This window comes from Pseudomonas sp. PS01303 (assembly GCF_029959385.1).
GTDB classification, from domain to species: Bacteria; Pseudomonadota; Gammaproteobacteria; order Pseudomonadales; family Pseudomonadaceae; genus Aquipseudomonas; species Aquipseudomonas rustica.
Genome location: NZ_JASCPK010000156.1, coordinates 1 through 13,779, shown reverse-complemented (window position 1 = coordinate 13,779; position 13,779 = coordinate 1). Strand labels below are relative to the sequence as shown.

Below are 13,779 nucleotides of genomic sequence, written 5' to 3'. Positions count from 1 at the left end.
GCCGAAGGCTGCGATCTTTTGATCTTGATCTTAAAAAACAAGATCAAAAGATCGCAGCCTTCGGCAGCTCCTACAGGTGGAATTGGGGGGCTGTGAGAGCCCCATTTTTTGGCTGAGGCTTAGCCGCGCTGGGTCAGCCCCATCTTCTTGCGGCCTTCCGCCGGCGTGAGTACGCGGGCGCCGAGGCGGCTGAGGATTTCGCTGGCGCGCTCAACCAATTGGCCGTTGGTCGCCAGCACACCTTTGTCCAGCCACAGGTTGTCTTCCAGCCCGACCCGCACGTTGCCGCCAAGCAGCACCGCTTGCGCCGCCATCGGCATCTGCATCCGGCCAATGCCGAACCCTGCCCACACTGCATCGGCGGGCAAGTTATCGACCATGGCTTTCATGGTGGTGGTATCCGCTGGTGCGCCCCATGGAATGCCTAGGCACAGCTGGAACAGCGGGTTATCGAGCAGACCTTCCTTGATCATCTGCTTGGCAAACCACAGGTGGCCGGTGTCGAAAATTTCCAGCTCAGCCTTCACGCCCAGCTCGGTAATGCGCTTGGCACCGGCGCGCAGTTGCGCCGGAGTGGACACGTAAATGGTGTCGCCATCGCCAAAATTCAGGGTGCCGCAATCGAGGGTGCAGATTTCCGGGAGCAATTCTTCTACGTGAGCCAGTCGGGTCAACGGGCCGACCAGATCGGTGTTCGGGCCGAACTCCATCGGGTTCTCGCCCGCGCCGATTTCCAGGTCGCCGCCCATGCCGGCGGTGAGGTTGACGATGATGTCGACGTCGGCCTCGCGGATGCGCTCCATCACTTCGCGGTACAGCGCCACGTCGCGGCTGAACTTGCCGGTCTGCGGATCACGAACGTGGCAGTGCACGACGGTGGCGCCAGCCTTGGCGGCTTCAACGGCCGCCGCAGCGATTTGTTTCGGGGTGACCGGCACATGAGGGCTTCTGGCGGTCGTGTCGCCAGCACCGGTAAGTGCGCAGGTGATGATGACGTCGTGGTTCATGGTGCGGTTTCCTTCAGGCGTGATGGGTCTGTCCGCAGCCCGTTTCGGGGCTGCGAAGCGTGGTTCAGTCCTCTCTCTCCGGTCAGGGAGAGGGGCTTTAAATTGAGAGGGTTATTTGCTGGTCAGCTGGAGATTTTCAGCCGCTGGTTTGCCATCGAACGTGGTCACGCCGTCGAGCCAGCGCTGCTTGTCTTCCGGGTGATCCTTGAGCCATTGCTTGGCGGATTCGAAAGCATCTTTGTGATCGAGCAGCGGCTGCATCATCCGGCTCTCGTCTTCGGCGGTGTAGGTCAGATTACTCAGCAGGCGACCGATGTTCGGGCATTGCTCGGCGTATTTCGGCGCGGTCACTGTCCACACCGTCGCCATACCTTCATTCGGGCCGAGGGCGTCTTCACTGCCAGTGAGATAGGTCATCTTCACGTTGACGTTCATCGGGTGCGGCGCCCAGCCGAAGAACACCACGGCCTCTTTGCGGCGCACGGCGCGATCGACGGCGGCGAGCATGCCGGCCTCGCTCGACTCGACCAGCTGGAACTTGCCGAGGCCGAACTGGTTCTTGGCGATCATTGCCTTGATCTGCGTATTGGCGCCTGAGCCTGGCTCGATGCCGTAGATCTTGCCGCCGAGTTCTTTTTCGAATTTGGCGATGTCAGCGAAGGTTTTCAGGCCTTTATCTGCCAGATAGGTCGGCACCGCGAGGGTAGCGCGGGCGTCCTTCAGGCTCGGTGCTTCAAGGACTTTGACCTGATTGGCGTCGACAAACGGCGTAATGGTCTGCGTCATCAACGGGTTCCAGTAACCGAGGAACAAGTCCAGACGCTGATCGCGAATCCCGGCGAAGATGATTTGCTGGGACGCGCTGGTTTGTTTGGTGTTGTAGCCGAGGCCGTCGAGCAGTACCTGGGTCATCGCACTGGTGGCGATCACGTCGGTCCAGTTGACCACGCCCATGCGCACGTTCTGGCATGACGCAGGTTCGGCCGCCATGACGCTGGCGCTCAAGAAAGCGGTACCGCTGAGTGCAAGAACACAGCTGCTGATCAGTCGTTTCATGTCGGGTTCCTCGGCAGGTCGTTATTGTGGTTCCCGGCATCTGGTGCGCCGGTGATGCAAAGTTACGCAGCAATGCGCCCGTGAAAGCGCACTACGGCGACGGGCATTTGCACTGTAGCGACCTGCACCCTTGAACGCTGACGACAATCGGCGTATCAACGAGCCACGCTCCCCTCCCTCTCGTTACCCGCGAATCGAGTGCGCACATGTCTCAGGATTTCTATTTCTTGCTGATGCCGGGCTTCTCCGCCATCGGCTTTATTTCCGCCATCGAACCGCTGCGCGTCGCCAACCGCTTTCGAGGCGAGTTGTATCGCTGGCACGTACTCAGCGCTGATGGCGGGGCGGTGCTGGCGAGTAACGGTATGTCGGTCAACGCCGATGCTGCGCTGGAACCCCTGAAGAAAGGTGCGACGTTATTGGTGGTGGCCGGGTTTGAACCGCTGAAGTTTGCCACGCCGGTGCTGGAACATTGGCTGCGGCGGCTGGATAACGATGGCGTGACGCTGGGCGCCATCGACACGGGCAGCTTTGTCCTTGCCGAAGCCGGGTTGCTTGAGGGCCATCGCCTGACCCTGCACTGGGAAGCGATCGATGCGTTCAAGGAATCTTATCCACAGCTCAGCGTCACTCAGGAGCTGTTCGAGATCGACCGTCGGCGCATCACCTCGGCGGGCGGCACCGCGTCCATCGATCTGATGCTCGATCTGATCGCCCAGGCCCATGGGCCGCAGCTGGCGATTGAGGTCAGTGAGCAGTTTGTGCTGGGGCGGATTCGCCCGCGCAAAGACCACCAGCGCATGGAAGTCGCTACGCGTTATGGCATCAATAACAAGAAATTAGTGCAGGTGATTGGCGAGATGGAGCAGCACAGCGAACCGCCGCTGACCACGCTGCAATTGGCGGAATCGATCAAAGTCACGCGGCGGCAACTGGAACGGTTGTTTCGGCTGCATCTGAACGATACGCCGAGTAACTTTTACCTGCGATTGCGCTTGGAAAAGGCCCGGCAGCTACTGCGTCAGACCGACATGAGCGTGCTCGAAGTCAGCATCGCCTGCGGCTTCGAATCACCGTCCTACTTCACCCGCAGCTATCGAGCAAAATTTGCTCGCTGCCCGCGCGAAGACCGGCGTACCGTCCAAGCCTGAAATCAAAAGATCGCAGCCTTCGGCAGCTCCTACAGTTGATTGCATTCCAATGTAGGAGCTGCCGAAGGCTGCGATCTTTTGATCTTACTTTTTCACCAACGCCGAACACGCCGCTTTATAAGCCTCATGCTGATATTTGTTCAGCGTCCCCGGCAGCTCGAAATTATGCTTCTTCGCCTGCGCATTGATCGTCTGCGGCGACAGCAGCGTCACTTCACAACCATCCAGCAACTGCAAAATCCCCTCAATCTTGAACGTCGTCGGCCCACCGGCAAATTCACCCTTTTTGCTGCGCTTCTTGATCGCAATCCTGTCAACCGAATTCTCACGCACAAACGACGCCACCTGCGCTGCGAACAGCTTCACGTTCGCCGCTTCGTCATCTTCGTCGAGGGCGATTTTCTTGGTGGCGAGGGGAATGTGGCTCAGGGTCGAACCGTCGAGAGCGGCCACGGCGATGATCGCTTCGCTGCCTTTGATTTCAATGCCGCAGATGTTCATGTGATTACCTAGATTGGCTATAGAAGGGCAGCTTACAGCTCAGACACTCACTCCTGCCCAATCGACTCCAAAAACTCCGACCGTTCATCACTCATCCGCGCCACGCAGTCATTCTGCGCAATCGTGAACGCCTTGCTCCCCGCCGTCGCCGGGAACGCTTCCACCGCGCAATCCGCATCCCGGGTCTTCAGCCATTGCTGCTGAGCCGTCTTGATCTTGGCGGTGATGTCCGCCAGTTGCGTGGCGTTTTTGCCGTATGCGGTCTGCATGCGTTCGTTGAGGCTGGCGTAGTTGTCTTTGAGCAGGTCTTCGGCGGTGGTGCGGCTGTAGGTCGAGCATTCCAGGGTCTGGACGTCGTTTTCGACTGCGTCGCACGGGTTGTTGTCGGACTCTTCGGCGGCGTGTACGCCGGTCGCAATCAGTGCCAGGGCCAGGAAGATCGATTTCATTGTTGTCGCCGCTCTAATCCAGTGGTATTTGCAAGATGCCGGTGATTCTGGCTCAAGCGTGCGGGCTTGGAAAGGTGGCCGGTCGGGGCGGCGGATGACCCTTTGTCGCGGATTGACGCTTTCGGCAATTCCCCTGTCGTTTTTGCACCCGGTCGCCCCTGCACCGAGGCATATGCTGGCCCCAAAGCGCCGGCAGACGATTCGGCGCATGAATCGCCAATAAGGGGACGCCTGATGAGCCCAGCCGAATTACACGCCGACAGCATCGTTATCGACGGTCTGATCATTGCCAAATGGAACCGCGAGCTGTTTGAAGACATGCGCAAGGGCGGTCTGACGGCAGCCAACTGCACTGTGTCGGTGTGGGAAGGCTTTCAGGCGACCGTGAACAACATCGCTGCCAGCCAGAAGCTGATCCGCGAAAACAGCGACCTGGTGATGCCGGTGCGCACCACCGCCGACATCCGCAAAGCCAAGGAGCAGGGCAAAACCGGCATCCTCTTCGGCTTCCAGAATGCCCACGCCTTTGAAGACCAGATCGGCTATGTCGAGGTGTTCAAGCAGCTCGGCGTTGGCATCGTGCAGATGTGCTACAACACCCAGAATCTGGTTGGCACCGGTTGCTATGAGCGTGACGGCGGCCTTTCGGGTTTCGGTCGCGAGATCGTCGCCGAGATGAACCGCGTTGGCGTCATGTGCGACCTGTCTCACGTCGGTTCCAAGACGTCTGAAGAAGTCATCCTCGAATCGAAAAAACCGGTCTGCTATTCCCACTGCCTGCCGTCGGGTCTCAAAGAGCATCCGCGCAACAAGTCCGATGAAGAACTGAAGTTCATTGCTGACCACGGCGGTTTTGTCGGTGTGACCATGTTCGCGCCGTTCCTCGCCAAGGGCATCGATTCGACCATCGACGACTACGCCGAAGCGATCGAGTACGTGATGAACATCGTCGGCGAAGACGCCATCGGCATCGGCACCGATTTCACCCAGGGTCACGGCCAGGACTTCTTCGAATACCTGACCCACGACAAGGGCTACGCCCGCCGTCTGACCAGCTTCGGCAAGATCATCAACCCGCTGGGCATCCGCACCGTCGGCGAGTTCCCGAACCTGACCGAAACCCTGCTCAAGCGCGGCCATCCTGAGCGCGTGGTGCGCAAGATCATGGGCGAGAACTGGGTCAACGTCTTGAAAGACGTCTGGGGCGAGTAACGCTGACTCAAGACCGCCGCCGCACTGCCCCCTCTCCTGTGGGAGAGGGGTGAGGGCAGCGGTCACCACTGAATCCACTATTTTTTCTGGAGTTAACTTTCCATGGCCAAGATCGCCCCGCAATTGCCAATCGAAGTCGACAGCGAGACCGGTGTCTGGACCTCCGACGCCCTGCCGATGCTCTACGTGCCACGGCATTTCTTCGTCAATAACCACATGGGCATCGAAGAAGTCTTGGGCGCCGACGCCTACGCCGAAATCCTCTACAAGGCCGGCTACAAATCCGCCTGGCACTGGTGCGAAAAAGAAGCTGAATGCCACGGTCTGGAAGGCGTCGCCGTATTCGAGCACTACATGAAACGCCTGTCGCAACGCGGCTGGGGCCTGTTCAAGATTCAGGACATCGACCTCGACAAAGGCACTGCCAGCGTCAAGCTCGAACACTCGGCATTCGTCTACGTCTACGGCAAGGTCGGGCGCAAGGTCGACTACATGTTCACCGGTTGGTTTGCCGGTGCGATGGATCAGATTCTTGAAGCCCGCGGCAGCAAGATTCGCACGGTTGCCGAGCAAGTTTACGGTGGCTCCGAAGAAGGCCACGAAGACGGCTTGTTCACCGTCAAGCCGTTGTAAGTCGAGGAACCCGCCATGGCTTTCGAAGCAATGTTCCAGCCGATCCAGATCGGCAAACTGACCATCCGCAACCGCGTGCTCAGCACCGCGCACGCTGAGGTCTACGCAACGGACGGCGGCATGACCACCGACCGCTACGTCAAATACTACGAAGAGAAAGCCAAGGGCGGCATCGGCCTGGCGATTTGCGGCGGTTCTTCCAGTGTCGCCATCGACAGCCCGCAAGGCTGGTGGAAATCGGTGAACCTGGCGGACGACCGGATCATTCCGCACTTCCAGAATCTGGCGGATGCGATGCACAAGCATGGCGCCAAGATCATGATTCAGATTACCCACATGGGTCGTCGTTCGCGCTGGGATGGCGAGCACTGGCCGACCCTGCTGTCGCCGTCGGGCATCCGCGAACCGGTGCACCGCGCGACCTGCAAAACCATCGAGCCGGAAGAAATCTGGCGGGTGATCGGCAACTACGCCACTGCCGCCGCGCGGGCCAAGGCCGGCGGTCTCGACGGTGTCGAACTGTCCGCCGTGCACCAGCACATGATCGACCAGTTCTGGAGCCCGCGCGTCAACAAACGTACGGACGAGTGGGGCGGCAGCTTCGAGAACCGCATGCGTTTCGGCCTCGAAGTGCTCAAGGCTGTGCGCAAGGAAGTCGGCGATGATTTCTGCGTCGGCATCCGCCTGTGCGGTGACGAGTTCCACCCGGACGGTTTGTCCCACGAGGACATGAAGCAGATCGCCAAGTATTACGACGACACCGGCATGCTCGACTTCATCGGTGTGGTCGGTTCGGGTTGCGACACCCACAACACCCTGGCCAACGTTATCCCCAACATGAGTTATCCACCGGAGCCGTTTCTGCACCTGGCTGCGGGCATCAAAGAAGTGGTGAAGGCGCCGGTTTTGCACGCGCAGAACATCAAGGATCCGAACCAGGCCACGCGCATTCTCGAAGGCGGTTACGTCGACATGGTCGGCATGACCCGTGCGCACATCGCTGACCCGCACCTGATCGCCAAGATCAAAATGGGCCAGATCGATCAGATCAAACAGTGCGTCGGCGCCAACTATTGCATCGACCGTCAGTACCAAGGTCTGGACGTGCTGTGCATCCAGAACGCCGCGACCTCCCGTGAATACATGGGCGTGCCGCACATCATCGAAAAATCCACCGGCGTCAAACGCAAAGTGGTCGTTGTCGGTGCCGGGCCTGCGGGGATGGAAGCCGCTCGCGTGTCGGCTGAACGTGGCCACGACGTAACCTTGTTCGAGAAGAAAGAATTTATCGGCGGGCAAATCACCACCGCTTCGAAAGCGCCGCAGCGTGACCAGATTGCTGGCATCACCCGCTGGTTCCAACTGGAGCTGGCGCGGTTGAAAGTCGATCTGCGTCTGGGCACGGCGGCGGACATCGCGACGATCATGGACTTGCGTCCGGACGTGGTGGTGCTGGCGGTTGGCGGTCATCCATTCCTGGAGCAGAACGAACACTGGGGCGCCGCTGAAGGTTTGGTTGTCAGCAGTTGGGACGTGCTCGATGGCAAGGTCGCGCCGGGCAAGAACGTGCTGGTCTACGACACCATTTGCGAGTTCACCGGGATGTCGGTTGCCGACTTCCTTGCTGACAAGGGCAGCCAGGTCGAGATCGTCACCGACGACATCAAACCGGGCGTGGCCATCGGCGGTACGTCGTTCCCGACCTACTACCGCAGCATGTACCCGAAAGAAGTGATCATGACCGGCGACATGATGCTCGAGAAGGTCTACCGCGAAGGCGACAAACTGATCGCGGTGCTGGAGAACGAATACACCGGCGCCAAAGAGGAGCGGGTGGTCGATCAGGTGGTAGTGGAGAACGGTGTGCGTCCGGACGAAGAGCTGTATTACGGGCTCAAGGACGGTTCGCGCAACAAGGGCCAGATCGACATCGATGCCTTGTTCGCGATCAAACCGCAGCCATCTCTAAGCACCACCGGCGACGGTTACTTGCTGTTCCGCATCGGCGACTGCGTGGCGCAGCGCAACACCCACGCCGCCATCTATGACGCGTTGCGGTTGTGCAAAGACTTCTAAGCCTCGCGAACGATCGTTCCCACGCTCCGCGTGGGAATGCCGCAATGGACGCTCCGCGTCCGCTTTGGGACGCGGAGCGTCCCGGGATGCATTCCCACGCGGAGCGTGGGAACGATCATTGAACGCCGTGTTTCTCCAGGTTGTACTGGTGGGAGCTTCACCATGTTGAACACCCTTCTTCCAATCCTGTTGTTCGCAGCTCTGGGCCTTGGTGTCCTCGGCGCGTTGCGGCGGGTGGCCATGTGGCGTCGGGGCCGGGCCTCGAAGGTCGACCTGATCGGCGGCCTGCTCGCCATGCCCAAGCGTTACATGGTCGATTTGCACCATGTCGTCGCGCGGGACAAATACATCGCCAACACCCACGTGGCCACGGCCGGTGGTGCGGTGGCGTCGATTGTACTGGCGCTGCTGGTGCACGGTTTCGGCCTGCACAACCGCATTCTCGGCTACGCGCTGCTGCTGATGACGGCGGTGATGTTCGTCGGCGCGATCTTCGTTTATCTGCGCCGGCGCAACCCGCCAGCGCGGCTGTCGAAAGGCCCGTGGATGCGCCTGCCGAAAAGCCTGTTGGCATTCTCCGCGTCGTTCTTTTTGCTGACATTGCCGGTGGCTGGAATACTGCCGGAGAACTTCGGTGGCTGGGTGCTCGCGGGCATCCTCGGGATCGGCGTGCTGTGGGGCGTGTCGGAACTGTTCTTCGGCATGACCTGGGGCGGGCCGATGAAACACGCCTTTGCCGGTGCGTTGCATTTGGCTTGGCACCGTCGCGCTGAACGCTTTGGCGGCGGTCGTTCCACGGGCCTGAAGCCTTTGGATCTCGATGATCCGTCAGCGCCGTTGGGTGTTGAGAAACCCGTAGATTTCACCTGGAACCAACTGCTCGGATTCGACGCCTGCGTGCAGTGCGGTAAATGCGAAGCCGCATGCCCGGCGTTCGCCGCTGGTCAGCCACTGAACCCGAAAAAACTCATTCAGGACATGGTCGTCGGCCTCGCTGGCGGTACCGATGCCAAGTTTGCTGGCAGCCCGTATCCCGGCAAACCCATTGGCGAACACAGCGGTAATCCGCATCAACCGATCGTCAACGGTCTGGTCGACGCCGAAACCCTCTGGTCGTGCACCACTTGCCGCGCCTGCGTCGAGGAGTGTCCGATGATGATCGAGCACGTCGACGCCATCGTCGACATGCGCCGTCACCTGACCCTGGAAAAAGGCGCGACCCCGAACAAAGGCGCCGAAGTCCTCGAAAATCTGATCGCCACCGACAACCCCGGCGGTTTCGCCCCGGGCGGGCGGATGAACTGGGCGGCGGACTTGAACCTCAATCTGCTCAGCGAAAAGAAATCCACCGACGTGCTGTTCTGGGTCGGCGACGGTGCGTTTGACATGCGCAACCAACGCACTCTGCGCGCGTTCGTCAAAGTGCTGAAAGCGGCGAAAATCGACTTCGCCGTGCTCGGTCTTGAAGAGCGTGACAGCGGCGACGTAGCGCGCCGTTTGGGCGACGAAGCAACCTTCCAGTTGCTCGCCAAACGCAATATTCAGACCTTGGGCAAATACAGCTTCAACCGCATCGTCACCTGTGATCCGCACAGCTTCCATGTGCTGAAAAACGAGTACGGCGCGTTCGACGGCAATTACCTGGTGCAGCACCACAGCACCTACATGGCGGAAATCATTCAGGCCGGCGCGCTCAACCTCGGGCAGCACAAAGGCAACAGCGTGACCTATCACGATCCGTGCTACCTCGGCCGCTACAACGGCGAGTACGAGGCGCCGCGTGAAGTGCTGCGCGCGCTGGGTATCGAAGTCAAAGAAATGCAACGTTCCGGCTTCCGTTCGCGCTGCTGCGGCGGCGGTGGCGGGGCGCCGATCACTGACATTCCGGGCAAGCAACGGATTCCCGACATGCGCATGGAGGACATCCGCGAAACCGGTGCCGAACTGGTGGCCGTGGGTTGTCCACAGTGCACGGCGATGCTCGAAGGCGTGGTCGAACCGCGTCCGCTGATCAAGGACATTGCCGAACTGGTGGCTGACGCGCTGCTCGAAGACGCCGCGCCAAGCAAGCCTGCCACCCCGGCCAAACGTGAACCTGCGGAGGCCCACTGATGAGCGACATTATCCGCCGCGACCCGCGCGCCGAATGGATTGCCCGTAACCGTTTGCACCCGCTGCACGCGGCGATGCAACCGGCGCAGCACAGCTGGATGGGGCCGAATGGCGTCATCCGCAAGAACCTGCACGGCATGGGTTTTATCGGCCCCAACGGCATCAAACGGATCGACCGCAGCGGCGCGCAACAGGGCGGGGCGGTTAAACGTTCGGCGGCTGTGGAAGTGCAATTGCCGCTGCATCAGGTGCCAGCCCCGGCGTTTTACATCAGCGTGGTGCCGGACATGGTCGGTGGCCGCTTGAGTAGCCACGACCGCGATTTGCTTGGCCTCGCTCATCAACTGGCCGGCAAGGACGGCGCGGTGTTGGCGGTGGTTTTTGGTGAACATAAGGAAAACGCGTTCGCTACTGCTGGCGTCGATCGTTTGTTGGTGCTCGAAGGTGAAGCCTTCAGCGGTTATGCACCGGAGCAGCGCGTGCAGGGTTTGCGTGCTGTGGATAACCAGTTCAATCCACGTCACTGGCTGCTACCGGACAGTCGCAGCGGTGGCGGCGAACTCGGTCGACGCTTCGCCGCTGCTCTGGGTGAACGCCCGGCGACGCGGGTCTGGCAGGTCAAGGATCAAGAGTGCATCGGCCGCGCCGGTGCTGGCTTGCAGGATCTTGCACGTCCGCTCGCGCGGTTGATTCTGGCGTCGGCGGAATGTGCCGAACCGGTCAGCGAAACCCGGCATGAAGCGTTGCCAGTGGAGTTATCCACAAGCGTCGCGCGTAGCCTGTCGCGGATCGAAGATCTTGGCGCAGTGGCGGTCGACCCGGCAGCGATTCCGATGGCCGAAGCGGAGTTCATTTTCTCCGGCGGTAACGGCGTCAAGGACTGGGCGCTGTTCCACGAAACGGCTGCCGCACTCGGCGCCACCGAAGGCGCATCGCGGGTGGCGGTGGACGATGGCTTTATGGCGCGTGATCGCCAGGTCGGCGCGTCTGGCACCTGGGTCACCGCGCGGGTGTATGTCGCTGTGGGTATCTCCGGGGCGATCCAGCATTTGCAGGGCATTGGCGCCTGCGACAAGGTCGTGGCGATCAACCTCGATCCCGGTTGCGACATGATCAAACGCGCCGACCTCTCGGTGATCGGCGAAAGCGCAGAGATTCTTCAAGCCTTGATCGCGGCGGTGGCGGCTTACCGCAACGACGCCAAGCGCGATGCGGCTTAAGGAAACGCTATGAACACGAAAGTTATCAGTCTGGTTTCAATCGGCGCTCACCCGACCTCCGGCCGGCCACGTCGCGCCGAACAAGATGCCCGCGCTGTGGAGTTGGGCCTGCAACTCGCTGGGGATAACCTGCAAGTGCTGCATGCCGGCGATGTTGCCGAACCGGCGTTGCGCGCCTATCTGGGCATGGGCCTGGAACAGATGCATGTGCTTGAGCAACCGACTGGCGCTGATGCGTTACCGGCGCTGACCGCGTATCTCCGCGATGCGGGGGCGCAAGTGGTGCTGACCGGCAGCCAGGCCGAAACCGGTGAAGGCTCGGGGATGTTGCCGTTTCTGCTCGCCGAAGGTTTGGGCTGGCCGCTGGTGGTCGGGTTGGCGCAGGTTGAGTCGATCAATGATGGATCGGCGTTGGTCCTGCAGGCTTTGCCGCGTGGGCAACGACGTCGCTTGAAGGTGAAACTGCCGTTTCTGGCGACTGTGGATAACGCTGCGCCGAAACCTCGGCAGAGTGCTTACGGCCCGGCGCGACGAGGGGTATTGGAGGCGGATGACGTTGAAGTTATCGATGATGAACTTCTGTCCGTCGCGACCCTGCAACCGGCCAAACCACGGCCAAAACGCCTGAAAGTGATCAAAGCCAAAAGCGGTGCTGACCGGATGAAAGCCGCCACAGCAAAAGCCAGCGGCGGCGGTGGGCAAGTGCTCAAAGGCGTTACCCCACAGGCCGGTGCCGAAGCCATCCTCAAACTCCTCATCGAAGAAGGCGTCGTCCGCTGACCCCCGACACCCCCAAATCTCTGTAGGAGCTGACGAGTGCAACGAGGCTGCGATCTTTTGATCTTGTTTTCAAATACCAACATCAAAAGATCGCAGCCTCGTTGCACTCGTCAGCTCCTACAGGTCAGCGGAAGGCAGAGATGGGCTGTCATTTGTTGACATGAAAAATCCTCGGCATTCCTTTGCGATCAGCTTCAACCACAGGTTAAAACCCCTGCTCAAACCCAGAGGAGTCAAGTGAATGACCGTTGAGTTTCGACCTGCCCGGCGCACGGATGCGCGCGATATTGCGCGGTTGTTTCAGATCTCTTCGGAGGGTGCTTCGGACTACATCTGGAGCCAATTGGCGGAGCCGGGTGAGGCATTGCTCGATGTCGGTGAGCGGCGCTATGCCCGCGATGATGTGGATTTTTCTTGGCAGAACTGCCTGATCGCTGAGGCCGACGGCCGCGTGGTTGGCATGATGCACAGTTACGTCACGCGCGAAGATCCAGACCCGACCCCGCCCACCGACCCCGTGCTGGCGCCATACGCCGACATGGAAGTGGCGGACACGCTGTACATCTCCAGCCTCGCGCTGCACGAAGGTTGGCGAAATCAAGGGTTGGGCGTGCGCTTCCTCCAGCATGCCCAGGCCCGCGCCGATCAGCTCGCGCTCAAAGGTCTGAGCCTGATCGACTACGCCGCCAATACCGGCGCCCGCCGCTTCTATGAGCGGCATGGGTTCGGCATCGTCAAAACCTGCCAAGTGGTTCCGCATCCGATGATCCGGGTGACGGGCGAGGCCTATCTGATGCACCGAGCATGAACTCGGTTATCCACTGACGAGGGTTTACACACAATCCCTGTTGGTCAGTCTGTGGATAACGTGTTCGCCCTTCGCTGCAAGTCATGTCTGCCGTGGCTTGCAGGCCGCAGATCAAAAAACAACCAGCCTAAGTTACGGTTTTTACGGGATTTTTCTGCGGGATAACTGCGTAAGTTACCCCCGATCTCTGTTGGCGCTTCTGTGGATAAGATGTTCGCTAACCCCTGAGAGCTATATATAACGCGGCTTTCAGAGAGTTGGTCAATAACTGATCAATTCGCGCTTTTGACTCGATGAATTGCCCGTAGGGCCTGATATTTCGCAGTCTTCAGGGCTTTTCCACAGCAGACATAAAGTTACCCCCGATCTCTGTTGGTGCTTCTGTGGATAAGGTGTTTGCCATCCGCTGAAGGCCATGAATGGCGTGGCTTGTAGGCTGATGATCAAAAAGCGATCAATGTGTTTTCAAAACCGCACTTCTGGATAAGTCACGGTTTTTCTTTGCAAATCAGTGGGATATTTTTCGAGTCATCCACAGTTGTCCCCATTTGCTGTGGGTGGGTGTGTGGATAACTTGTTTGCGGAAGGCTGGGGGGCTTGGTGGGTATGGGGTGGGGGGTGGTTGATCAGAAATTGTGCAATCTGGGTTTAGGGTTGTGGTGTTTGTGAGGACGCCTTCGCGGGCAAGCCTTGCTCCTACAAGGGGCCGCATTCCAATTGTAGGAGCAAGGCTTGCCCGCGGAGCTTTTGCTTTTTCCTTGGACAGGCACACCA

Annotated in this window: 12 protein-coding genes; 8 read left to right on the top strand and 4 right to left on the bottom strand. The window is 59.9% G+C overall.

Annotated elements, in window-relative coordinates:
- Nucleotides 1-119: 119 nt before the first annotated feature.
- Nucleotides 120-1,007 carry a 3-keto-5-aminohexanoate cleavage protein gene (locus tag QMX93_RS26420; RefSeq protein ID WP_053124567.1) on the bottom strand — a complete coding sequence of 296 codons (888 nt, stop codon included), beginning with the start codon at nucleotides 1,005-1,007 and terminating at the stop codon, nucleotides 120-122.
- Nucleotides 1,008-1,118: 111 nt separating this feature from the next.
- Complete coding sequence (locus QMX93_RS26415) at nucleotides 1,119-2,063, bottom strand: choline ABC transporter substrate-binding protein (RefSeq protein WP_053124565.1); 945 nt, start codon at nucleotides 2,061-2,063, stop codon at nucleotides 1,119-1,121.
- 206 nt (nucleotides 2,064-2,269) lie between these two features.
- Between QMX93_RS26415 and QMX93_RS26410 the strand changes: the two genes are divergently transcribed.
- Nucleotides 2,270-3,214, top strand: coding sequence for a GlxA family transcriptional regulator (locus tag QMX93_RS26410; protein ID WP_282358470.1), 945 nt, complete (start codon nucleotides 2,270-2,272; stop codon nucleotides 3,212-3,214).
- Between the two features lie 84 nt (nucleotides 3,215-3,298).
- Here QMX93_RS26410 and QMX93_RS26405 read toward each other — a convergent pair whose 3' ends face one another.
- Both QMX93_RS26405 and QMX93_RS26400 read right to left on the bottom strand, forming a co-directional pair.
- A complete protein-coding gene (locus tag QMX93_RS26405; protein WP_158959954.1) occupies nucleotides 3,299-3,715 on the bottom strand; it encodes a DUF3010 family protein in 417 nt (138 codons plus the stop codon).
- A gap of 47 nt (nucleotides 3,716-3,762) precedes the next feature.
- Complete coding sequence (locus QMX93_RS26400) at nucleotides 3,763-4,164, bottom strand: lysozyme inhibitor LprI family protein (RefSeq protein ID WP_282358469.1); 402 nt, start codon at nucleotides 4,162-4,164, stop codon at nucleotides 3,763-3,765.
- A gap of 234 nt (nucleotides 4,165-4,398) precedes the next feature.
- Between QMX93_RS26400 and QMX93_RS26395 the strand changes: the two genes are divergently transcribed.
- The 7 genes from QMX93_RS26395 (at nucleotide 4,399) to QMX93_RS26365 (ending at nucleotide 13,005) form a co-directional block, all read left to right on the top strand.
- A complete protein-coding gene (locus tag QMX93_RS26395) occupies nucleotides 4,399-5,376 on the top strand; it encodes a dipeptidase (protein ID WP_060542339.1) in 978 nt (325 codons plus the stop codon).
- A gap of 102 nt (nucleotides 5,377-5,478) precedes the next feature.
- Nucleotides 5,479-6,009 carry a DUF5943 domain-containing protein gene (locus QMX93_RS26390; RefSeq protein ID WP_053124559.1) on the top strand — a complete coding sequence of 177 codons (531 nt, stop codon included), beginning with the start codon at nucleotides 5,479-5,481 and terminating at the stop codon, nucleotides 6,007-6,009.
- Nucleotides 6,010-6,024: 15 nt separating this feature from the next.
- Nucleotides 6,025-8,085, top strand: a complete 2,061-nt coding sequence (gene dgcA / locus QMX93_RS26385) for a dimethylglycine demethylation protein DgcA (protein ID WP_212550116.1) — start codon at nucleotides 6,025-6,027, stop codon at nucleotides 8,083-8,085.
- Between the two features lie 162 nt (nucleotides 8,086-8,247).
- Nucleotides 8,248-10,197, top strand: coding sequence for a dimethylglycine demethylation protein DgcB (dgcB, locus tag QMX93_RS26380; RefSeq protein WP_282358467.1), 1,950 nt, complete (start codon nucleotides 8,248-8,250; stop codon nucleotides 10,195-10,197).
- Nucleotides 10,197-11,417 carry an electron transfer flavoprotein subunit alpha/FixB family protein gene (locus QMX93_RS26375; RefSeq protein WP_053124554.1) on the top strand — a complete coding sequence of 407 codons (1,221 nt, stop codon included), beginning with the start codon at nucleotides 10,197-10,199 and terminating at the stop codon, nucleotides 11,415-11,417. The genes dgcB and QMX93_RS26375 overlap by 1 nt, the downstream gene beginning before the upstream one ends.
- A 9-nt stretch (nucleotides 11,418-11,426) precedes the next feature.
- Nucleotides 11,427-12,197: an electron transfer flavoprotein subunit beta gene (locus tag QMX93_RS26370; RefSeq protein ID WP_212545035.1), complete on the top strand. Its 771-nt coding sequence runs from the start codon at nucleotides 11,427-11,429 to the stop codon at nucleotides 12,195-12,197.
- Nucleotides 12,198-12,438: 241 nt separating this feature from the next.
- Entirely contained in the window at nucleotides 12,439-13,005 is a 567-nt protein-coding gene (locus QMX93_RS26365; RefSeq protein ID WP_282358466.1) for a GNAT family N-acetyltransferase, read from the top strand.
- Nucleotides 13,006-13,779: the final 774 nt, after the last annotated feature.